Consider the following 21676-nt stretch of genomic DNA (forward strand, 5'->3'; position numbering starts at 1 on the left):
GCGGCGGCCTCCGGGTGACCGTAACTGCCCTTTCCGCCCCGCGGTCTGCCCAACCAGGGGAACGCGCCTCAGCCGCCGGTGGCCAGTTCTTTCCGGGTGCGGGCCACGTCGTCGTCGATCTGCGTGACCAGGTCCTCGGACCGGGGGAAGCGCACCTGGTCGCGCAACCGGGTGACGAAGTCGAGCGCCACGTGCTGGCCGTAGAAGTCCTCGTCGACGTCGAGCACAAACGCCTCGACGGTGCGCTCGCGGCCGGAGAACGTCGGGTTCGTGCCCACCGAGACGGCCGCGCGCAGCCGCCGTCCCGGGTCCGACGAGCGCGTGAACCACGCGGTGTACACACCGTCCGCGGGCACGGCGGCGAACCGCGGCGTGGACAGGTTCGCCGTCGGGTAGCCGAGGTCGTGGCCCCGGCGGTCGCCGCGGACGACGATGCCCTCCAGCCGGTGCGGCCGGCCGAGCGCGTCGGCCGCCGCCACCACGTCGCCGGCGTCGATGCAGGAGCGGATGTAGGTGGAGGAGAAGGTGATGTCGTTGGCGGCGCGGTCGCCCTCGGTGAGCGAGCGGCCCTGCAGTTCCGCGCCGTAGGCGACGAAACCGAACCGCTGGCCGAGCTCGCGCAGCAGCGCGACGTTGCCCGCCGCCTTGTGCCCGAAGGTGAAGTTGTCGCCCACCACCACGGCCGCCGTGTGCAGCCGGTCCACCAGCACCTCGTGCACGAACTCGGGCGCGCTCAGCTTCGACAGCTCGAGGGTGAACGGCAGCACGGCGAACGCGTCGACGCCGAGGCCTTCGACCAGCTCGGCCTTGCGCCGCAAGGTGGTCAGCTGCGCGGGGTGGCTGCCCGGGCGCAGCACCTCGGACGGGTGCGGGTCGAAGGTCAGCACCACGCTCGGCAGGCCGCGCTCGGCCGCCGCCCGTACCGTGCGCGCGATGAGCGCCTGGTGCCCGCGGTGCACGCCGTCGAACACGCCGATGGTGACCACGCACCGTCCCCAGCCGCCGGGGAGGTCTCCCAGGCCACGCCACCGCTGCACTGTTCTCAACTCTCCCCGCGCCGGTGTCTGCTCGCAGCCCACCCTATGCGGGGAGCAGGACCACCACCGACCGGGCCACACCGTCGGTGTCGGCGGCCAGCGCGAGCACCCGGCCGTCGGGCGCGAACAGGCCGTACGTGCCCTCGATGCCGACCGCCGGGATGCGCTGGCCGTGCCGGACGGCGCGCGCGGCGGCCTCGTCGAGGTCGTGGCGCGGGAACGCGGCGGCGACGGCCGCGTCGAGGTCCAGCGACAGTTCCGGCTGCTCTTCGAGCTGGTCGAGCGTGCGGGCCTTGGCCAGGGTGAACGGGCCGACGGTGGTGCGCCGCAACGCCATCAGGTGGCCGCCGACGCCGAGCCCGGCGCCGAGGTCGCGGGCCAGCGCGCGGACGTAGGTGCCGGACGAGCACTCGACCACGGCGTCCAGCTCGACCCGGTCGCCCTCGCGGCGGGTGGCCAGCAGGTCGAAGCGGAAGACGGTGACCGGCCGCGGCGGGAGGATGACCTCCTCGCCGGCGCGCACGCGGGCGTACGCGCGCTTGCCGTCGACCTTCACGGCGCTGACCGCGCTGGGCACCTGCTGGATGTCGCCGCTGAGCGCGGCGATCCCCGCGGCGATCTGCTCGTCGGTCACCTTCGCGACGGCGCCGGGCTCCGCCTCGGTGAGGGTCTCGCCCTCCGCGTCGTCGGTGGTGGTGGAGCTGCCGAGCGTCAGCGTGGCGAGGTAGGTCTTGCGGTCGAGGGCGAGGTGGCCGAGCAGCTTGGTGGCGCGCTCGATGCCGAGCACGAGCACGCCGGTCGCCATCGGGTCGAGCGTGCCGGCGTGGCCGACCTTGCGGGTGCCCATGAAACGGCGGGCTCGCGCGACCACGTCGTGCGAGGTCATCCCGGCCGGTTTGTCGACGATGAGCAGACCGGGCGGCGGAGCGGGGCGGCGCGGTTCTTTCGGGCGAGACACGGGCGAAACTGTATCCAGACATGGTGAAGCGGGCTGCGGGCAGGACTCGTGAGCGTCCACTCACGAGCGGTCAGGCGGCGACGGCCCTTTCGGCGACGGCGTCCCACGAGCGGCGGCGGATGCGCACCGGCACGGCCTCGCCGCGGGCTTCGGCCGCGAACAGGTGCGCGCGGGCCCGGCGCCACCACACCAGCATCCGGGCCGTGCCCAGCGCGAGCACCGCCACGACGGCCAGCAGCGCCAGGCGGAAGTTGCCACCCGTCCACTGCAGCAGCACACCGACGGCCAGCGCGGTGATCGTGGTGGCGACGAAGCCGCCGACGTTCACGACGCCCGTCGCGGTGCCGACGCGTTCCATCGGGTTGTAGTCGCGGGCCAGCGCGAAGCCGATCATCGACGCCGGGCCGCCCAGCGCCAGGAACGCGAACGCGGGCACCAGCACGCCCATCGGCAGCGGCCCGCTCCAGCCGAGCAGCACGGCCCAGACCAGGGCGGCGCCGCCGAGGTACCCGCCGACCAACGGCATCCGCAGCGACGGCCGGCGGCCGATCAGCGTGCCCAGCAACGGCCCGCCCGCCATCGAGCCGAAGACGAACACCGTCAGCAGCGCGCTCGCCGTGGCGGGCGGCAAACCCTGGCCCTGCACCAGGAACGGCACGCCCCACAGCAGCGTCAGCACGTTGGGCGCGAACATCGTGGTGAAGTGCACCCAGAAGCCCAGCCGGGTGCCGGGCACCCGCCAAGCCGTGCGGACCCGGCGGCCCAGCTCGGCCGGGCGCACCGGCTCGCGGACCGGCTCGGGCACGCCAAGCGGGGTGTCGCGCACCCGCAACAGCACGGGAATCGTGTACAGCACGGTGATCGCGCCGACGGCGAGGAAGGTGACTGTCCATCCTGGACCGTCAAGCAGCAGCGTGAGCGGGACGGTGGCGGCAAGGTTGCCGACGTAGCCGACCGCCGAGGTGAACGACGTCAGCAGCGCGTACTGCCGTCTGGGGAAGTGGGCCGCGACGAGCCGCAGCACACTGACGAACGTCAGCGCGTCGCCAAGCCCGAGCACGCCACGCGCGAGAAGCCCGACGCCGTAAGTACTCGCGACGCCTAGCAATAGCTGGCCGAGCCCGAGGATGAGCACGGCGGCGGTGAGCACCCGCCGCGGCCCGTAACGGTCGACGAGCACGCCGGTGGGAATCTGCATCGCGGCGTAGACCCCGACTTGTAGCACTGTGAACGTGCCGAGCGCGGCAGCACCGACGCCGAACCGCTCAGCCGCCTGCAACCCGGCGACGCCGAACGAGGTGCGGTGGAACACGGCCAGCAGGTAAACCGTGACCGCGGTAAGCCAGATGAGCCAGGACCGGACGGTGGCGCGGCCGGGCGACAAGGGTTCCTCCAGGAGGTAGCGGATTCGTCAGGAAGATCGTCAGGAGAAGACGCCGACGCTGCCGCCTTGATTGTTGTATCGCCTCAGCAAGCTCGAAACATAGCCGTTACCTGGGTGGGCTTCGCCACAACGGGGTTGGTGGGGTTGGCGGGGTTGGTGGGGTTGGTGGGGTTGGTGGGGTTGGTGGGCCAGCGGGGTCGGTTGCCGGTTGGACGGCGGGCCGGTTGCCGGTGGGATAGGTGGGGTTGGTGGGGTTGGTGGGCCAGCGGGGTCGGTTGCCGATTGGACGGCGGGCCGGTTGCCGGTGGGATAGGTGGGGTCAGTGAGGTCGACGGAGCCGGTGAGGTCGGAGTTGGGTGTGGCCGCGGCCCGGCCACTCTCACCCGTCAGCGGGCGCTGCGGCGGTCACCCGTCGCAGGCCAGCCCGGTCCCGGTTCCCGGCGTGGTCACGGCAACCGGACCGAGCCGGTGATGCCGATGACCGTGTCGCCGCCGGTCCAGATGTCGGGGCCGACGCGTTCGAGGTGGACGCGGCCGCGGCGGCGGAGGTTCGTGCCTTGCGCAGCGACGTAAGAGTCCGGGGCCTGCCCGGTGCCGATCAGCCATTGGCCGATCGCGGCGTTCAGGCTGCCGGTCACCGGGTCTTCGGCGGTGCGCACGAACGCGCGGACCTCGTACGCGACTTCGCCTCCCGGCGGATAGGGGCCGACCACACCGATCTTGTTGATCTCGCCGAAGGCGGCGGAGTCCGGCCTGATCCCGAGCACCGTATCGGCGTCCTTGAGCAGCAGCGCGAGCCAGCCGGGGCCGTTGTCGGCCCACTGTGCGCCGACGACGTCCTCGTCCTTCAGGTGCAGCGCGCGCTTCACGCCATCAAGATCCGCGGCATCGACGTCACCGCCGCGGATCAAGGGCGGCGCGGCGAACGCGAGCCGCTCCCCCGTGCGCCGCACGCGCACCAACCCGGCCCCGCACTCTTGGACGAGGTGGTCGGCCTTCGGCACGCCACCGGCTTCGAGCCACGCCCGTGCGGAGCCCAACGTCGGGTGCCCGGCGAAGGGCAGCTCGCCCTCGGTGGTGAAGATCCGCACTCGGTAGTCGGCGTCCGCGTGAACCGGCGGCAGCAGGAACGTCGTCTCGCTGAGATTGGTCCAGCGGGCGAACGCCGCCATCTGCTCGTCGGTGAGACCCTCGGCGCCGTGCACCACGGCGAGGGGGTTGCCGAGCAGGAACCGGCTGGTGAAGACGTCGACCTGGTGAAAGGGGAGCATGAGCCCACCCTGGCATCGGACTCGGCGCACGGGCCAGCGAATTCCGGCACCAGGACCGGCCCGCGGGCCAACGGGTTCCAGCATCAGGCCAGCAGGTTCCAAGCCGGGCCGACGCACGAACCACCGGCACCGGCACCGGCACCGGGCCAGCAAGTTCTGCACCACAGTGGCAAGTTCCAGCCCCGGGCCGGCGGGCCGGCACCGGGTCAGCGAGTTTCAGCGCCAGGCCACAGGGTTCCGGCACCGAGCCAGCAGGTTCCAGCACCAGGCAGCGCGCGGGCGCGCCGGTCCAGCGGCGCGGGTTTCAGCGGCACCAGTTCCCGCGGCGCGGGTCTCAGCGGCGCGGGTCTCAGCGGCGCGGGTCTCAGCGGCGCGGGTCTCAGCGGCGCGGGTTTCAGCGGCACCAGTTCCCGCGGCGCGGGTCTCAGCGGCGCGGGTCTCAGCGGCGCGGGTCTCAGCGGCGCGGGTCTCAGCGGCGCGGGTCTCAGCGGCGCGGGTCTCAGCGGCGCGGGTCTCAGCGGCGCGGGTCTCAGCGACCCCAGTTCCAGCGCGCACCGGTTCCAGCGAGCCCCTTCAGCGGCGCGGGGTTTCAGCGAGCCCCTTTCGGCAGCGCAGGTCTCAGCGGCAGCGGTGCGGGTTTCAGCGCACGGCGCCCACCACCGCCCACTGTCCCGAGCGCCAGCGGACGAGCACGGCGGCCAGGCGCAGCACCATGAACAGCGACAGGCCGACCCAGATGCCGGTCAGGCCCCAGCCGAGGGCCAGTGACAGCCAGATCAGCGGCAGGAAGCCGATGCCGGCGCTGACCAGGGTCGCGGTGCGGAGGAAGGCGGCGTCGCCGGCGCCGAGGAGGACGCCGTCCAGGGCGAAGACGACGCCTGCGATTGGTTGCAGCGCCACGAAGAACCACCAGGCGTGCGGGATCTCGGCGAGTACGCCGGGATCCGACGTGAACGCGTGCGGCAGCGTGGTGGACAGCGCGGCGAACAGCGCGCACAGGAAACAACCCAGCATCAGCCCGTACGCGACGATCTGCGAGGCCACGCCCCGCGCCTGCCGTGCGGCCCCGCCGCCGAGGGCCGCGCCGACCAGTGACTGCGCGGCGATCGCGACGGAGTCCAGCACCAGCGAGAGGAACGTCCACAGCTGCAGCACGACCTGGTGCGCCCCGACGGCCTCGGTGGACGTCCGCGCCGCGACGGCCGCCGCGGAGACGAAGCAGGCCTGGAAAGCGAGGCTGCGCAGCACCAGGTCGCGGCCGAGGGTGAGCTGCGCGCGCATCACGCCGAAGTCCGGCCGGAGCGGCACGCGCTCGCGCGCCAGCGCCACGAGGAACATCGACGCGGAAACGACCTGCGCCACCACGTTCGCGATCGCCGAGCCCTCCAGGCCGAGATCCGCGACGTACACCAGCAGCGGGCACAGCACGGCCGAGATCCCGTTGCCCGCCAGCACATAACGCAACGGCCGGGCCGCGTCCTGCACGCCGCGCATCCAGCCGTTGCCGGCCATGGTGACGAGGATCAGCGGCGCCCCGAACAGCGCGATCCGCAGCCATGACACAGCGGCGTCGGCGATCTCGTCGCTGCCCGACAGCGCACGGGCGATCGGACCCGCGAGCAGCTGCCCGGCCACGAGCAGCGCCAGCCCGACCAGGATCGCCAGCCAGGTGGCCTGCACTCCCTCGCTGACCGCTTCCGACCGCCGGCCGGCGCCGTGCAGCCGCGCGGTGCGCGAGGTGGTGCCGTAGGACAGGAACGTCAGCTGCGTGGAGATCTGCGACAGCACCACCCCGCCGAGCGCGAGCCCGGCCAGCGGCAGCGCGCCGAGGTGCCCGACCACGGCGGTGTCCACCAGGACGTACAGCGGTTCGGCGGCCAGCACGCCGAGCGCGGGCACGGCGAGGCCGAGCACACGACGGGCGGGGATGCGGTCGCCAGGGTCGATCTTCGGTTCCGGGGCTTGTGACGACGGGGATTCCGCCGAGGGGGCTTTTTCGGGCACCTCCGGAGGGTAACCATCGGCACCGACAGTTTCGGGTCAGTCGCCGTGGATCACAGTTCCCGGCCGCCCGACATCACGGTCCCAGCCGCCCGGCAGCACCGTGCCAGTCGCCCAACATCACGGTTCCCGGCTGCTCGGCATCACGGTCCCGATCGCCCAGCATCACCGTTCCCGGCCTCCAAGAATCACCGGCAACGTCGCCGTCCCCCGGCTCCGGAAGGACGAGCGCCACCTCGGCGCACCGGCGAGCGACATCCGCGGGAACCGCCGCAGCAGCGTGCCCAAACCGACCTCCAGCTCCAGCCGGGCGAGCGGCGCGCCCAGGCAGAAGTGCGGCCCGTGCCCGAAAGCGACGTGCGGGTTCTCCCCGCGATTCGCGTCGAACGTGTCCGGTGAAGCGAAAGCCGACGGGTCGCGGTGCGCGGAGGCCACCGCGAGCATGACCGTGTCCCCCGCCGGGATCTCGACGTCGCCGATCACCACGTCCTCCACCGGGAACCGGCGGATCGCCAGCTGCAGCGGCGAAGCGTGCCGGAGTATTTCGTCCACAGTGGATGCCAGCAGCGACGGCGAGGCCACCAGTGACGCGCACAGCGAGGGCCGCGCGAGCAGCTCGACGAGACCGTTGCCGAGGGTGTACACCACGTTCTCGTACCCCGCCAGCAGCAGGAGGAACGCCGCGCTCAGCAGCTCGTCGTCGGTCAGCTCCGGGGCGACGACGCTCAGCAGGTCGTCCCCCGGGGCGGCACGCTTCGCGGCGATCAGCGACGCCAGGTAGCCATACAGCGAGCGCATCGCTTCACGCGCAGCGTCAGGGTCGGTCGGCATCAAGACCGCGTCGGTCCAGGCGCGGAAGTCCGTGACGTCTGCGGGATCGACCCCGAGCAGCGCGCAGATCACCCGGATCGGCAGCGGCACGGCGTAACCGGCGACCAGGTCGGCCTCCGCCGGCAAAGCCGCGGCCAGCTCGTCCGCGATCCGCGCCACCTCCGGCCGCAGGGCCTCGACCCGGCGCGGGGTGAACGCGCGGCCCAGGAGCCGCCGCAGCCGGGTGTGCTCGGGCGCGTCGAGGTTCAGCAGGTTCCGGTCCAGCGCGGGCGGCAGCGAGAGGCCGTGATAGCCGCCGCTCGAGTTCGCCTTGTCCAGTGACAGCCGCGGATCGCCGAGGCCGGCCTTGACCTCGGCGTATCGCGTGACCAGCCAGATCGACGCGCCGTCCGGCGAGTTGGCCCGGTGCACCGGGCCGGCCTCACGAAGCCGCGCGTACGCGCACACCGGGTCGTTCAGGAAGTCCGCATCGAAGTGGACCGGGTCTATTTGGGCAGGGTCAGGCATCCTTCGTCCCCAGCAACGGCGCCCGTCCGAGCGCCCTGCGAAGCCCCGCCAGCACCTCCTCGGAAGTGCCCTCCACCGTGCAGCCGGCGGCCATGCGGTGCCCACCGCCGCCGAACTCCGCGGCGGCCACCGACACGTCGACCCCGCCCGCCGAGCGCAGCGACACCATCCACACCGAGGGCCCGGCCTCCTTCAGCACCGCCGCGACACCCGCTTCCCGCGTCGCGCGCACGACGTCGATGACGGATTCGACCTCTTCACTGCGCACGGTCTCGGCGGCCGCGGCGCGGACGACGGCGTGCACGAACCCGAAGCCCTGCGCGGCATCCGGCTCCAGTCGCGCCTCCGCCAGCACCGCGGACAGCATCGGCAGCCAGGCGAACGGGTGGTCGTCGACGACCCGCCGGGCCACCTCCCCCGGATCGACGCCCGCCTCCAGCAGCCGCGCGGCGATCCGGTGCGTCTCGGGGCTCGCGCGCCGGAAGCCGCTGGTGTCGGTGACGATCCCGGCGTACAGGCACCGCGCGACCGGCTCGTCGATCTGCGCGCCCATCGCCTCGAGGATCCGCGTGACGAGCACCGCAGTGGCCTCCGCGCTCTCGTCCACCACGTGGTGGGTGCCGTAGTGGGCGTTGGTCGCGTGGTGGTCGACGACGAGCACGTCACCGCCGGCCGCGCGGACGGCGTCGACCCGCGCCGCGAGCCGCCCCAGCCGCGCCAGGGTCGGGGTGTCCAGCGCGACCAGCAGCCGTTCCGTCGCGGGCAGCGCGTCGGCCCGGGTCAGCAGGCCGCCCTCGTCGAGCCAGCGCAGCGTCTCCGGCGTCTCGTCGGGCTCGCCGAACGACACCCGCACGGCGGCTCCACGCTGCTGCAGTACCCGGCCGAGGGCCAGCGCGCTGCCGAGCGCGTCCGCGTCCGGGCGCACGTGCCCGAGCAAGGTCACGTCGGTGGCCCCGGCCAGCAGTTCGACCGCGGCCTCGATGTCCTGCGCCAAAGTAGCTGTCACAGTGCGTCACGCTACGCTCTGCGGGATGCCTGAGTACGTGATCCTCGTGCACCCGTCCGCCAACCGGGTCTACGCCGCCTCGTCGCCCGCACTGCTGCGCGCCGAGCTGGCGGTGTTCGGCGCGGCCGGGCTGGCCGCCGGGCTCTCCGAGGTCGAGGAGGTGGAGCTGGGCGGCGTCGGCTACGTCAAGTTCACCAGCCCCGCCCCGCTGACCGGCGACGACCTCGCGCTGCTGTCCAACCTCTCCTCGCTCTACGCGCTGTTCGAGCTCGGCGATGGGGTGCTGCGCCCGGTCACCGTGAAGCCGCTGGCGAAGACGGACTCGGACCTGCTCACGATCCAGAAGTACCCGGGCAAGACCAACGAGCAGTTCACCAAGCTGCTGCTCAACCTCACGCTGCTCGCCACCGACGCGCCGGCCGCGTGGCCGAGCCGCCCGCTGCGCCTGCTCGACCCGCTGTGCGGCCGCGGCACCACGCTCAACCAGGCCGTGATGTACGGCTTCGACGCCACCGGCCTGGACGTGGACGGCAAGGACTTCGAGGCCTACGAGGCCTTCCTCAAGACCTGGCTGCGCACCAAGCGCGTGAAGCACACCGCCGACTCAGGACCGTTGCGGCGCAACAAAATCCGGCTCGGACGACGGCTCGACGTCGAGTACGCCTTCGACAAGGACGCCTACCGCTCCGGCGACACGCGCCACCTCACCTTCTTCAACGCCGACACCCTCACCGCCGATGAGCTGCTGCGCCCGAACTCCGTGGACCTCGTCGTCACGGACGCCCCGTACGGCGTGCAGCACGGCAGCCACCGCGAAGCCGGCCTCGCGCGCAGCCCGCGCGACCTCCTGGCGGCCGCCGTTCCCGTGTGGACCCGGGTGCTGCGCCCGGGCGGCGCGCTCGGGATCTCCTGGAACACCAACGTCTTGCCCCGCGAAGAACTCGTCACGGTGCTGAAGCGGGCCGGGCTCGAGGTCCGCGAGGGCGGGCCGTACGAGGAGTTCGCGCACCGTGTGGACCAGGCCATCGTGCGCGACCTCGTGGTGGCCGCCAAACCGGCCTAGTGCCACCTGCCTTGTGAGTGTTTATGACGGTTAGAACCGTCATAAACACTCACAAGACCTTCATCAGAGCCGCGCGACCGCGTCGCCGATGGCCTCGTCGAGGATGGACAGGCCGAGGGACAGCTCGTCCTCGGTGGCGGTCAGTGGCGGGGCGATGCGGAAGACCCCACCCATGCCGGGCAGCTGCACGATGTTCATGTGCAGCCCCAGTTCCAGGCAGCGGCGGGTGACCAGGGCGCCGAGCTCGTCGGAGCCTTCCTTCGTCTCGCGGTCGACGACCAGCTCCAGCCCGGCGAGCAGGCCGCGGCCGCGGATGTCCCCGACGACGCCGTGACGCTCGCCGATCCGCTCCAGCCCCGCGCGCAGGAACGCGCCGAGGGTCGCCGCACGCTCGTCGAGGCGGTCGCGGGTGAGCACGTCCAGCACGGTGTTGCCGACGGCGGCGACCAGCGGGTCCGCGACGTGGGTGGTAAAGAACAGGAACCCGCGCTCGTGCGCCGTCTGCTCGATCTCGGCGCTGGTCAGCACGGCCGCGAGCGGCAGCCCGGCGCCGAGCGTCTTGGACAGCGTGAGGATGTCCGGCACCACGCCGTCCCGCTCAAACGCGTACCAGGACCCGGTGCGGCACAGGCCGGTCTGGGCCTCGTCGAGGATCAGCAGCATGCCGCGTTCCCGGCACTTGTCCCGCAACGCCGCGAAGTAGCCGGGCGGCGGCTCGATCACGCCGCCGGAGCTGAGGATGGGCTCGACGATGCAGGCGGCCAGATTGCCGGTCGACTGCGCGTCGACGAGGTCGAAGCCGAAGTCCAGCTGACGGCGCCAGTCGAGGCCGCCGTCCGGCGTGGTGAAGTCCGGCCGGTAGGCGTGCGGCGCGGGGATGGCGAGGTTGCCCGGCGCTGCGGGGCCGTACCCCTTGCGGCCCGCGCTGTAGGTGGCGCCGGCCGCGCCCTGCGTCATGCCGTGCCAGGAACGGGCGAACGAGACGATCTCGTGCCCGCCGGTGACGAGCTTGGCCATCCGGATCGCGGCCTCGTTCGACTCGGCGCCGGTGGTCAGCAGCAGCGCCTTCTCCAGCGGCGCGGGCAGCGTGCCGGCGAGCCGCCGGGCGAGGTCGACGACCGGGCGGCTCAGCATGCCGCTGAACAGGTGGTCGAGCTCCCCGACCTGGCGCCGGACGGTCTCGACGATCTCCGGGTGCGAGTGCCCGAGGATCGCGCTCATCTGGCCGGAGGTGAAGTCCAGGATCCGCCGGCCGTCCTCGGTGTGGAGGAAGCTTCCTTCGGCACGGCTGATGATTTCGCGGGTGAAGGCGCCGGCACCGGCGTACCGGACCAGGTGGCGGTCGGCGTCGGACCAGAAGGCCTGGGTGGACAGCGGGGCGGAGGTGGGGGCAGCCATGGCTTCGACGGTAAAGCCGGCGCGAGCGTCACGTCCAGCTCACAATTCCGGCCGTGCTGTTCGGCTGTACCGAACAAGACCGCCGCACGACAATGGGCGGATGCTGAACCCCTGGCGGCTGTCGCTGCTCAGCCGGCTCGACTCGCTCGGCACCATCCGCGCGGTCGCGCAGGCGTCGAACCTGAGCCCTTCGAGCGTGTCCCAGCAGCTCGCCGTGCTGGAGGCGGAAACCCGCACCCAGCTGCTGGAACGCACCGGCCGGCGGGTCCGGCTGACCCCGGCCGGGCTGACACTGGCCCGCCGCGCGCGGGCGGTGCTCGACCACATGGACACCGTCGAGGCGGAGCTGCGCAGCCTCGGTGACGAGCCGGTCGGGCGGGTGCGGCTCGGCGCGTTCCAGAGCGCCGTGCACACCCTGGCGGTGCCGGCCGTGACGCGGCTGGCGGGCGTGCACCCGCACATCGAGGTCGAGCTGCTGGACCTGGAGCCGCACGAGAGCCTGCCCGCGCTCCGGGCCGGCGACGCGGACATCATCATCACGACCACCGACTTCGTCGAGCAGCCGCTGGGCCCGGACGTCGACCTGGTGCCGCTGGCCGCCGACCCGGTCGTGCTGGTGCTGCCGCCGGGACGCGCCGCGCGGGGGCCGGCCGACCTCGCCGCCTACGCGGGCGAGTCCTGGGTGTTCGAGCCGCCCCAGTCCTACATGGCGAACCTGGCCACCCGGCTGTGCCGCGAGTCGGGGTTCGAGCCGCGGGTGGTGGGCCGGTTCAGCAGCTACATGCTGACGCTGCAGCACGTCGAGGCCGGGCTGTCGATCGCGCTGCTGCCCGGCCTGGCCGTGGACCCGCGCTACCGCGTCACGACGCGTGAGCTCGCGGTCCCGGTGACGCGCACGATCACCGCCGCCGTACGTCGAGGCTCGCCTCCGCGCGCCGCGGTCAACGTGGTGCTCGACGCCCTGCGCCACCACCCGGGCCTGCCGGGCACGGTGCCGGCGGCCGGCCCGAGCTGATGCTGGACATGCTGGTCCACTCCGGACTGGGCACGCCGTCGGTCACGAGCCGCAGTAGGCTCCGCGGGTGATCAAGAGAATGGCTCTCGCGACCGCGATCCTCGCGCTCGGCGCCGGCCTCACCGCCTGCTCGAATCCCACCGGAAAGTCCTGGGCCATCAGCTACGAGCTGACCACCGAGGGGTCCGGCACGGTGACGAAGCTGGCCTACAACGAGACCGCCGACCGATACCAGGACGACGTGGCCCAGCACGACCTGAACGGTCCCCTCGGGCTGCCGTGGAAGCTGGACGTCGTGGTCAGCGCGGGCCAGGAGGCCAAGGTGACCGCCACCCCGTCCGGCGGCGCGGCGCTGACCTGCCGGATCCTGCTGGACAAGACGAAGGAGCTGGCCAAGGTGACGGCCGCCGCCGGCCAACCGGTCACCTGCACCAAGAAGACCGACAGCTGATCCGTCCACTGTGGATAGACGTGGGCGTCACAGGCGTTCGCCGACGAAGCGCAGGGCGTCGGGGAGGACGCCGCGCCAGTAGGAATCCGTGTGGGCGCCCGGGGTGATGTGGGAGGTGGCCGGGCCGGCGCGGTCGATCAGGCGGCGGTTGGCGGCCAGGAACGGGTCCGACGCGCCGCACCAGACGCCCAGGCTGCCCGGCGACAGCTCGTCGAGGTGCAGCAACGGCTCGGCCGCCTGCCACTGGGACTCCGAGGCGAACACGTCGCGGGCCTTGGCCTCGGACCAGGTGCGGAAGAGCGCGGCGCTGCAGGTGGCGACGGCCGTCAGGTCACGGCGGCGGCGGGCCAGGCTCAGCGCGCCGAAACCGCCCATCGAGACGCCGAGGACACCGGTCATCGGGCGGAGGTTGCTGCCCGCCAGCCAGCCCGGGACCTCGTCGGTCAGCATGCGCTGCGGGTCGTCACCGCCGCCGGTGCCGACCCAGTAGTGGTCGCCGTCCACGGCCGCGACGGCGAACGGCCGGGCCCCGGTGCGGACCAGGTCCGTGAGCATCTGAGGCACGCCCAGATCGAGGAACGTGCGGGCGTTCGCGCCACGGCCGTGCAGCGCCACGCAGACCGGCAGGCCCGACGTGGGCACGCCCTCGGGCACCATCAGCACCAGGTCGACGTCCCGTCCGCGCGCGGCCGAATGCGGCCGCAGGACGGTGACGGGCCGGGTCAGGGCCGACGCGCTGGCGGGCGGGGCGATCGGGGCCGGAGGACCCACCGGGGTGGGGCGCCCGGAGCAGGCGGCGACAAGCGCCGCGGTGCCGCCGAGCAGCACGCCGCGTCGCGAGACATCGGTCCCCCACCGCATCGCTTCAGCCCCGGGTCTCCTCTTCCGCGAAGTCCTCGTCGTCCTCGTCGACGCGCGGCGCCTTGTACGGGTCGGGCTCGCCGGCGTGCTGCGCGCCCGCGGAGCGGCGGGCCACCTCGGCGTCGGCCTCGCGGGCCTTGGCCAGCAGCTCTTCGATCCGGCGGGCGTCGTCGGGGATGCTGTCCGCGACGAAGGCGAGGGTCGGGGTGTAACGGACACCGGTGCCCTGCCCGACCTTGGTGCGCAGGACCCCGCGCGCGGACTCGAGCGCCGCCGCGGCGCCGTTGAAGTCCGGTTCCGCGTCAAGGCTTTCGCCCAGCACCGTGTAGTAGACCGTGGCGTCGTGCAGGTCCGCGGTGATCTTGGTGTCGGTGATCGTCACCGAGTTCAGCCGCGGGTCTTTCACGTCGTGTTCGATGGCGGAGGCCACGATCTGCGAGATCCGCTTGGCGAGCTTACGAGCCCGAGCCGGATCGGCCATGGAACTTCCCCTTCTGGCAGTGCTTGTCTAATCGTCCGGGCCCAGCAGCCGGCGGTGCGCCGACAGAAGGACGAACTCCGGTCGCGAGGCCACGTACCGCTCACACGAGTCGAGCACGTCCCGGACGTGTTCGCCACCCGCGGCGACGACGGCCACCCCGATCAGGGCGCGCCGGTGCAGGTCGAGGTGACCCGCTTCGGCTACCGACACGGCGAAGCGCTTACGCACCTCCGCCACGACCGGCTTGATCACCGAACGCTTCTGCTTCAACGAATGGATCTCGTCGAGCAGGATGTCGAACTCAACAGCCCCGACATACATAGGCGACCTCCACGAGCTGACGCGACCACGCGCGGGGGTCCAGGGGGCTTGCCCCCTGGCGGGGGTTTGGGGGTTCGACCCCCAAGAAACACCGTAAAGGCGGGGAGGGGCGAGCGTTTTTCGCGAGCACGCCCCTCCCCCAATCAGCCTTTACGCGCGGGGCTTCTCCCGCTGCTCGTAGGTCTCGATCGAGTCGCCGATCTTGATGTCACCGTACGAGCCCAGCGTCAGACCGCACTCGAACCCTTCACGCACCTCGACCGCGTCGTCCTTGAACCGCCGCAGCGAGCTGATCGGCAGGTTCTCCGCCACGACGGTGCCGTCGCGGAGCAGACGGGCCCTGGCGTTGCGCCGGATCTCGCCGGACATGACCAGGCAACCGGCGATCGTGCCGATCTTGGAGGACTTGAAGACCTCGCGGACCTCCGCGCGGCCCAGCTCGACCTCTTCGTACTCCGGCTTGAGCATGCCCTTCAGGGCCTGCTCGATCTCCTCGATCGCCTGGTAGATGACCGTGTAGTACCGGACGTCGACGCCCTCGCGGGTGGCCCGCTCGGTCGCCTTGCCCTGGGCCCGGACGTTGAACCCGAGCACGATCGCGTCGGACGCGGTCGCCAGGTCGATGTCCGACTCGGTCACGCCACCGACACCGCGGTGCACCACGTTCAGCTCGACGTCTTCGCCGACGTCCAGCTGCAGCAGCGCCGCTTCCAGCGCCTCGACGGTACCCGAGTTGTCACCCTTGATGATCAGGTTGAGGCTGCTCGTCTCCTTCAGTGCGGAGTCGAGGTCCTCGAGGCTGACCCGCTTGCGGCGCGACGCGTTGAGCGCGTTACGCGTGCGAGCGGAGCGGCGCTCGGCGATCTGCCGGGCGACGCGGTCCTCGTCGACCACCAGGAAGGTGTCGCCCGCGCCGGGCACCGAGGTGAACCCGATGACCTGGACCGGACGCGAGGGCAGCGCCTCGGTGACGTCCACGTTGTGCTCGTCCACCATGCGGCGGACGCGGCCGTAGGCGTCGCCCGCGACGACGGAGTCGCCGACGCGCAGCGTGCCGCGCTGGACCAGCACCGTGGCCACCGGGCCGCGGCCGCGGTCGAGGTGGGCCTCGATCGCGACACCCTGGGCCTCCATGTCCGGGTTGGCCCGGAGGTCCAGAGCGGCGTCCGCGGTCAGCAGGATCGCCTCGAGCAGGCCATCGATGTTGATGTTCTGCCGCGCGGAGATCTCGACGAACATGGTGTCGCCGCCGTACTCCTCGGCCACCAGGTTGTACTCGGTGAGCTGCTGCCGGATCTTGTCCGGGTTCGCGCCCTCCTTGTCGATCTTGTTGATCGCCACCACGATCGGGGCCTTGGCGGCCTGCGCGTGGTTGATCGCCTCGACCGTCTGCGGCATGACGCCGTCGTCGGCCGCGACCACGATCACCGCGATGTCCGTGGAGTTCGCACCACGGGCACGCATGGCGGTGAACGCCTCGTGGCCCGGGGTGTCGATGAAGGTGATCAGCCGCTCGTTGCCCTCGAGCTCGGTCTCGATCTGGTAGGCGCCGATGTGCTGGGTGATGCCACCGGCTTCACTCTCGCGCACCTTCGTCTTCCGGATCGTGTCCAGCAGGCGGGTCTTACCGTGGTCGACGTGACCCATGATGGTCACGACCGGCGGCCGGACCTGCAGGTCCTCCTCGCCACCGGCGTCGTCGCCGTAGGTGATGTCGAACGTCCCCAGCAGCTCGCGGTCCTCCTCCTCGGGGGACACGACCTGGACGACGTAGTTCATCTCGCCGCCGAGCAGCTCGAGGATGTCGTCGGACACGGACTGCGTCGCGGTGACCATCTCGCCGAGGTGGAAGAGCACCTGCACCAGCGAAGCCGGGTTGGCGTCGATCTTCTCGGCGAAGTCGGTCAGCGAGGCACCACGCGGCAGCCGGATCGTCTCGCCCTGGCCCTTGGGCAGGCGGACGCCGCCGACGCTGGGCGCCTGCATGTTGTCCATGTACTCCTGGCGCTTCTGCCGCTTCGACTTGCGGCCCTTGCGCGAGGGGCCACCGGGACGCCCGAAGGCACCCGCGGTACCACCACGGCCACCGGGGCCGCCACGACCGCCGCCGCCACGGAAACCGCCGCCGCCGGCCGGGGCACCGGTACCGCCGCCGCCACCGGGACGGAAGCCGCCGCCGGCACCGCCGCCGCCACCAGGACGGAAGCCGCCACCGGCACCGCCGCCGCCGCCAGGGCCGCCGCGGAAACCGCCGCCACCGCCACCGGGACCGCCACGGGCACCGCCACCGGGGCCACCACGGGCACCGCCGCCGGGACCGCCACGGGCGCCGCCACCGGGACCGGCCGGACGCTGGGTCCGGCCCGGCATCATGCCGGGGTTCGGGCGCGGGGGCATGTTGCCCGGGCTCGGCCGGTTGCCACCGGCGCCACCGCCGGGACGCGGCGCGGGCCGGTCACCACTGCCACCGGCACCGCCGGGACGCGGGGGCCGGTTGTCGCCGCCCTGGCCGCCGGGGCCGGGACGCTGCGACGGGCGCGGTGCCGGGGAGCCGGAACCGACGCCGAACGGGTTGTTGCCGACTCGCGGGGTACGCGGGCCGGGCTTCGGGCCGCCGGGCTTGGGGCCCTGCGGCCGGGGCGGGACGACCGAGCCGGACGCACCCGCGGAGGCCGCCGCGGCGTCCTGCTTCGGGGCGGGCTGGGAGGTCTCGCTGGGCGCGGACGGCGCCGCCGGTGCGGCGGGCTCGGCCTTGGCGGCTGGCACCTCCTGCACCTCCGGAGCCGGGGCGGGCGCGGGTGTGCGCGGGCCGGGCCGGGGGCCCGGGCCGGGACGTCCGCCACCCGGCTGGGCGGCGGGGCGCGACCCCTGCGACTGCTGCGCGGGGGCGGCCGGGGCCGCCTTGGCGGCAGGCGCCTGCTGGTTCTGCTGCGGCGCGGGCGTGGCGGGCCGGGGGGCCTGCGGGGCGCTCGGGGCAGCGGTCGGACTCCCGTTTCCGGCGGGCGCCGCGGGGCGGGCCGGCGGTCCGGGAGTGGGCGTGGGCTTCTGCCCGCCCTTGGCTGGGTATGCGTCACGCAGACGGCGGGCGACGGGCGCCTCGACCGTGGACGACGCGGACTTCACGAACTCACCCTGCTCCTTGAGCTTGGTGAGAACTTCCTTGCTGGTGATGCCGAGCTCCTTCGCGAGCTCGTGGACACGGGCCTTGCCTGGCACAGCTCTCCTCATCTAGGGGAGGCCAGGCGGTGAAGACACCCGCTGACCTCGTCCTTATTGTCGCGCGTTCATGGCTTCAGCTTCACGGCTGACTCATGACGGGTCGACCTGCTTCCTTGATTCCTGTCGGTTCCGGGTACGTCCCGGTTCCGGTCTCCGTGGTGAGTGCCGGGTGGTCTTGCAGCCCCGCCGCGTCGAGTGCGCCCTGGGCTTTGAGAGCCCGGGGGAACGCCCGCCGCCGCTCGGCCTTGGCCAGGCAGCCCGGCCCGGGGTGCAACCACGCTCCCCGGCCCGGCAGCCGCCGACGTTCGTCGACGACCAGCCGCCTGTCCACCGCGACCACTCGCAGCAGCTCACCGATCACGGCCCGCCGCTTGCACCCGACACACGTGCGTACCGGGGAACCCGGGTCACACTGGGAGTCGGCTGCCCGCCGCAGGCCTTGAACCATCTCAGAGTCTAGCGCTTCGACCTTCACTCAGCCGAACCGGTTGTCGCGGCGGGCCGCGCCTGCCCGGCGTGGTCTTGATCACCCTCGCCCTCGGCGGGTGCCGAGTCGCTCCGGATGTCGATCCGCCAGCCGGTGAGGCGGGCGGCCAGGCGGGCGTTCTGGCCCTCCTTGCCGATGGCGAGCGAAAGCTGGAAATCGGGCACCACGACACGGGCCGTCTTCGCCCGCTCGTCCACGACACGTACGGAAACAACCTTCGCGGGCGACAGCGCATTCCCGACGAAGCGGGCCGGATCCTCGGAGTAGTCGATGATGTCGATCTTCTCGCCGGCCAGCTCGCTCATCACGTTGCGCACGCGCGCGCCCATCGGGCCGATGCAGGCGCCCTTGGCGTTCACGCCGGCGATCGTGGACCGGACCGCGATCTTGCTCCGGTGGCCCGGCTCGCGCGCCAGCGCGGCGATCTCGACGGCGCCGTCGGCGATCTCCGGGACCTCGAGCGCGAACAGCTTGCGCACCAGGTTCGGGTGGCTGCGCGAGAGCATGATCTGCGGCCCGCGGTTGCTGCGCGAGACGCCGACCACGTACGCCTTGATCCGGGTGCCGTGCTCGTAGGACTCCCCCGCGACCTGCTCGGCCGAAGGCAGCACGCCCTCGGTGTCGCCGACCTGGATCACGACCATGCCGCGGGCGTTGGCGCGCGCGTCCCGCTGCACCACGCCGGCGATGATCTCGCCCTCCTTGGCGGAGAACTCGCCGAAGGTCTTCTCGTGCTCGGCGTCGCGCAGCCGCTGCAGGATGACCTGGCGCGCGGTGGTGGCGGCGATCCGGCCGAAGCCCTCGGGGGTGTCGTCCCACTCCTCGTCGACCTCGCCCTCGGGGGTGAGGGTGTGCGCGAGGACGCGGACGAGGCCGGTCTTGCGGTCGATGTCGATGCGGGCGTGCGCCTGATGGCCCTCGGTGTGCTTGTACGCGGTGAGCAAGGCCGTCTCGATGGCCTCGATCACCGTGTCGAAGGGGATGTCCTTGTCCCGTTCGATCGCGCGCAGCGCGGCGATGTCCACGTTCACTTCGACTCCTCCTTCGGCTCGGTCTGGCCGGCCGGGGTGTTCTGGCCGGACGCGTCTTCTTCCAGCAGTTTCAGGTCCTCCGCCGGTGGTTGCTTGAATTCGATCTCCACCACGGCCTTGGCGACCGACGCGTAGGACACGTCCTGGAGGCTGCCGCCGGCGAGCACGCGCGCGGCCTCCTCGCCGGCGTGGCCGACGCGGGCGACGTACTCGGCGCCTTCGGCCGGGGTGATCCGCACCAGGCGGAACTTGGCGCGCCGCCAGTGCCGCGGCTGGGTCAGCGGGCGGTCGAGGCCGGGCGAGGTGACCTCGAGGGTGTAGGCGCTCGCGAGCACGTGCTCGTTCTCGTCGAGCACCGCGGCCACCTTGCGGCTGATCTCGGCGACCTCGTCCAGCCCGACACCGTCGTCGGAGTCGACGACGACCTTGACCAGCTGGCGCCGGCCGGCCTGCTGCACCTCGAGCGAATCGAGGTCGAAACCCGCGGTCTTGACGGCTTCGGCCACTAACGGCTCCAGCCGGCTGGCGAGTTCGTTGGGCACGTGGAGCACTCCTGTTCGGCGGTGGTGACTCGGGCTGGTCACGACGGTGGTCGGTGGTGGACCAGCTTATCCTGCGACCCCGCCGGGACGCGCGAGCGGCGGTGCCGGTGCCGGGCCTGGCAGGATGGGCCGACGTGACCGCAAGACCGACCGACCTCAGCCGGCGCTCCGTCCTGCGCCTCGGCGCCGTCGCCGCCGTGGCCCTCCCGCTCGCCGCCTGCTCCACGGGGAACGACGAAACCCCCGACCCGCTGGCCCCGTTGCTGGCCGCCGCCGAGGCGGACGCCGCCGCCGCGCGGAAGCTCGCCTCCGGCGCGGGCGGTGACGTCGCCGGCCAGATCGCCGACGTCCGCGCCGCCCACGCCGCCGCCCTGAAACCCGAGGTGGACCGGCTCAACCGGCCCAAACCCGCGACGCCGTCCACCCCCGCGCCCGCGCCGGCGGACCTGGCCGGCTTCAAGGACCGGCTCGCGACCGTCCGCAAGCAGGCCGAGGACCTGGTCCCCGGGCTGCCCGCCTACCGCGCCGGGCTGGTCGCGTCCGTGGCCGCCGGCTGCGCGGGGCTGCAGCGCGTCGCGTCGTCGATCGGCCGCGGCGACGACGCCAAGCCGATCGCCGCGCCGTCGGGCACCGTGCCCGGTGAAGCCGTCGACCCGCTGCAGAAGGCGCTGGCCACCGAGCACGCCGCGCTCTGGGTGTACGGGCTGGTCACGGCGTTCCTGCCGGCCGACTTCGGCGACGCGCTCAAGAGCGGCCGCGCCGAGCACACCGCGCGCCGCGACGTCCTCATCCAGGTGATCACCGCCGCGGGCAGCACGCCGGTGGCGCCGGAGGCCGCGTACGTGCCGGCCAAGCCGGTCACCGACGCCGCTTCGGCCGCCTCCGTGGTCGCGACCGCCGAAGCGGACTCGGCGGCGGCGTGGCTCGGCGTGGTGACCCACACCGACGACTCGGGCGTCCGCGGCATGGCGCTGCAGGCGCTCATCGCGGCCGCCCGGCGCGGCACGCCGTGGCGCCAGCAGGCCGAGGAGAAGCCGGCCGCGATCGCGATGCCCGGCCAGAGCTCGTAAAACGGCACAGCGGCTGACACTTCCCCGCGCTGGGCGAAGTGTCAGCCGCTGTGTTCGTTGAGAGGCTTTCAGTACAGGGGCTCAGTGCAGGCCGGACGACAGCTGGAGCGCGTCCTTGGCGATGCGCTTGAGCAGGACGGCGTCCTTGTGCTTGGCGAAGAAGTCGGTGAGCACGATGGTCACGTCGGAGCCGGTGACCTGGGACTCGTACGCGGCCTTCTCCCCGCTCACGCTGGGCGCGCCGGCGGCCTTGTAGGTGTGGTCTCGCACCAGGTCGGTGATGTTTCCGGTGCCGTCCTGGTCGGTCAGCGCCTTGAGCTGGGTCGCCTGGCTCGCCTGCGGCATGGACACCAGCGCCACCGAGACGAGCGCCTTCGCGTCGCCGTACTGCACCGTGTACAGCGCGCGAGCCAGCGACGAGCACGGCGCGTCCTTGAAGTAGTCCTGCGCCTTGCCGTAGGACTTCGCCGCGCAGTCGGAGGACTTGCTCGGCCCCTCGACGAGCTTGTAGTCGAACTGGCTCGTCTTCGCGGGCGGCTGCGCGACCGGCTCGGGCGTGCTGTCGTGCCGGATCAGGAACCAGATCAGGCCGGACACCACGGCGATCGCGACCAGGCCCGCACCGCGCAGCAGCAGCGTGCGGTTGTCCCGGGCCGGGCCATGCCCAGGCACAGGCGGCCCCGGGTGCGCGGGGACCGCGCCGAGCGGTGCCGTTTCCGAGGGATCAGAGGTGAAATGGGGA

20 protein-coding genes are annotated in these 21676 nt (G+C 72.5%); 4 read left to right on the forward strand and 16 right to left on the reverse strand.

Translation table 11 applies throughout. The annotated features are described in order from the left end of the window. Window positions 1-68: 68 nt before the first annotated feature. The 7 genes from OG943_RS20935 to OG943_RS20965 all read right to left on the reverse strand — a co-directional run bounded on the left by OG943_RS20935 (window position 69) and on the right by OG943_RS20965 (window position 8995). Window positions 69-1037 carry a bifunctional riboflavin kinase/FAD synthetase gene (locus OG943_RS20935; protein WP_328611473.1) on the reverse strand — a complete coding sequence of 323 codons (969 nt, stop codon included), beginning with the start codon at window positions 1035-1037 and terminating at the stop codon, window positions 69-71. Between the two features lie 43 nt (window positions 1038-1080). Beyond that, a complete protein-coding gene (truB, locus tag OG943_RS20940; RefSeq protein ID WP_328611474.1) occupies window positions 1081-1995 on the reverse strand; it encodes a tRNA pseudouridine(55) synthase TruB in 915 nt (304 codons plus the stop codon). 70 nt (window positions 1996-2065) lie between these two features. Continuing rightward, window positions 2066-3379, reverse strand: coding sequence for an MFS transporter (locus OG943_RS20945; RefSeq protein ID WP_328611475.1), 1314 nt, complete (start codon window positions 3377-3379; stop codon window positions 2066-2068). Between the two features lie 446 nt (window positions 3380-3825). Further along, complete coding sequence (locus OG943_RS20950) at window positions 3826-4650, reverse strand: PhzF family phenazine biosynthesis protein (protein WP_328611476.1); 825 nt, start codon at window positions 4648-4650, stop codon at window positions 3826-3828. A gap of 639 nt (window positions 4651-5289) precedes the next feature. Beyond that, window positions 5290-6597, reverse strand: a complete 1308-nt coding sequence (locus tag OG943_RS20955) for an MATE family efflux transporter (RefSeq protein ID WP_328612120.1) — start codon at window positions 6595-6597, stop codon at window positions 5290-5292. 219 nt (window positions 6598-6816) lie between these two features. Continuing rightward, window positions 6817-7989 carry a cytochrome P450 family protein gene (locus OG943_RS20960; RefSeq protein ID WP_328611477.1) on the reverse strand — a complete coding sequence of 391 codons (1173 nt, stop codon included), beginning with the start codon at window positions 7987-7989 and terminating at the stop codon, window positions 6817-6819. Continuing rightward, complete coding sequence (locus tag OG943_RS20965; RefSeq protein ID WP_328611478.1) at window positions 7982-8995, reverse strand: DHH family phosphoesterase; 1014 nt, start codon at window positions 8993-8995, stop codon at window positions 7982-7984. Before OG943_RS20965 ends, OG943_RS20960 begins: the two co-directional genes overlap by 8 nt. A 25-nt stretch (window positions 8996-9020) precedes the next feature. Here OG943_RS20965 and OG943_RS20970 point away from each other — a divergent pair, with 25 nt between their 5' ends. Next, window positions 9021-10058, forward strand: a complete 1038-nt coding sequence (locus OG943_RS20970) for a TRM11 family SAM-dependent methyltransferase (RefSeq protein WP_328611479.1) — start codon at window positions 9021-9023, stop codon at window positions 10056-10058. 63 nt (window positions 10059-10121) lie between these two features. Here the strand turns inward: OG943_RS20970 and OG943_RS20975 are convergent, their stop codons facing one another. Continuing rightward, complete coding sequence (locus OG943_RS20975; RefSeq protein ID WP_328611480.1) at window positions 10122-11456, reverse strand: aspartate aminotransferase family protein; 1335 nt, start codon at window positions 11454-11456, stop codon at window positions 10122-10124. 100 nt (window positions 11457-11556) lie between these two features. On the opposite strand from OG943_RS20975, the gene OG943_RS20980 reads away from it, so the two are divergent. Both OG943_RS20980 and OG943_RS20985 read left to right on the forward strand, forming a co-directional pair. Continuing rightward, entirely contained in the window at window positions 11557-12471 is a 915-nt protein-coding gene (locus OG943_RS20980) for a LysR family transcriptional regulator (RefSeq protein ID WP_328611481.1), read from the forward strand. 67 nt (window positions 12472-12538) lie between these two features. Further along, a complete protein-coding gene (locus tag OG943_RS20985; protein WP_328611482.1) occupies window positions 12539-12922 on the forward strand; it encodes a hypothetical protein in 384 nt (127 codons plus the stop codon). Between the two features lie 27 nt (window positions 12923-12949). Here OG943_RS20985 and OG943_RS20990 read toward each other — a convergent pair whose 3' ends face one another. From OG943_RS20990 to rimP, 7 genes are all read right to left on the reverse strand, one after another. Further along, complete coding sequence (locus tag OG943_RS20990; protein ID WP_328611483.1) at window positions 12950-13783, reverse strand: alpha/beta hydrolase; 834 nt, start codon at window positions 13781-13783, stop codon at window positions 12950-12952. A gap of 4 nt (window positions 13784-13787) precedes the next feature. Continuing rightward, window positions 13788-14264, reverse strand: a complete 477-nt coding sequence (rbfA, locus tag OG943_RS20995) for a 30S ribosome-binding factor RbfA (RefSeq protein WP_328611484.1) — start codon at window positions 14262-14264, stop codon at window positions 13788-13790. Between the two features lie 27 nt (window positions 14265-14291). After that, the gene (locus OG943_RS21000) at window positions 14292-14585 is read right to left on the reverse strand and encodes a DUF503 domain-containing protein (RefSeq protein WP_328611485.1); all 294 of its coding nucleotides are present in this window, start codon (window positions 14583-14585) and stop codon (window positions 14292-14294) included. 150 nt (window positions 14586-14735) lie between these two features. Beyond that, window positions 14736-17801, reverse strand: a complete 3066-nt coding sequence (gene infB, locus OG943_RS21005; RefSeq protein WP_328611486.1) for a translation initiation factor IF-2 — start codon at window positions 17799-17801, stop codon at window positions 14736-14738. An 82-nt stretch (window positions 17802-17883) separates the two neighbouring features. Continuing rightward, window positions 17884-18165: a YlxR family protein gene (locus OG943_RS21010; RefSeq protein WP_328611487.1), complete on the reverse strand. Its 282-nt coding sequence runs from the start codon at window positions 18163-18165 to the stop codon at window positions 17884-17886. A gap of 110 nt (window positions 18166-18275) precedes the next feature. Then, a complete protein-coding gene (nusA, locus tag OG943_RS21015) occupies window positions 18276-19322 on the reverse strand; it encodes a transcription termination factor NusA (RefSeq protein WP_091616637.1) in 1047 nt (348 codons plus the stop codon). Then, window positions 19319-19864, reverse strand: a complete 546-nt coding sequence (rimP, locus tag OG943_RS21020) for a ribosome maturation factor RimP (protein WP_328611488.1) — start codon at window positions 19862-19864, stop codon at window positions 19319-19321. The genes nusA and rimP overlap by 4 nt, the downstream gene beginning before the upstream one ends. A 134-nt stretch (window positions 19865-19998) precedes the next feature. On the opposite strand from rimP, the gene OG943_RS21025 reads away from it, so the two are divergent. Next, window positions 19999-20934 carry a ferritin-like domain-containing protein gene (locus OG943_RS21025; RefSeq protein WP_328611489.1) on the forward strand — a complete coding sequence of 312 codons (936 nt, stop codon included), beginning with the start codon at window positions 19999-20001 and terminating at the stop codon, window positions 20932-20934. Window positions 20935-21015: 81 nt separating this feature from the next. Here the strand turns inward: OG943_RS21025 and OG943_RS21030 are convergent, their stop codons facing one another. After that, window positions 21016-21606 carry a hypothetical protein gene (locus tag OG943_RS21030; RefSeq protein WP_328611490.1) on the reverse strand — a complete coding sequence of 197 codons (591 nt, stop codon included), beginning with the start codon at window positions 21604-21606 and terminating at the stop codon, window positions 21016-21018. Between the last annotated feature and the right edge of the window lie 70 nt (window positions 21607-21676).

It is taken from the genome of Amycolatopsis sp. NBC_00345, assembly GCF_036116635.1.
GTDB lineage: Bacteria > Actinomycetota > Actinomycetes > Mycobacteriales > Pseudonocardiaceae > Amycolatopsis.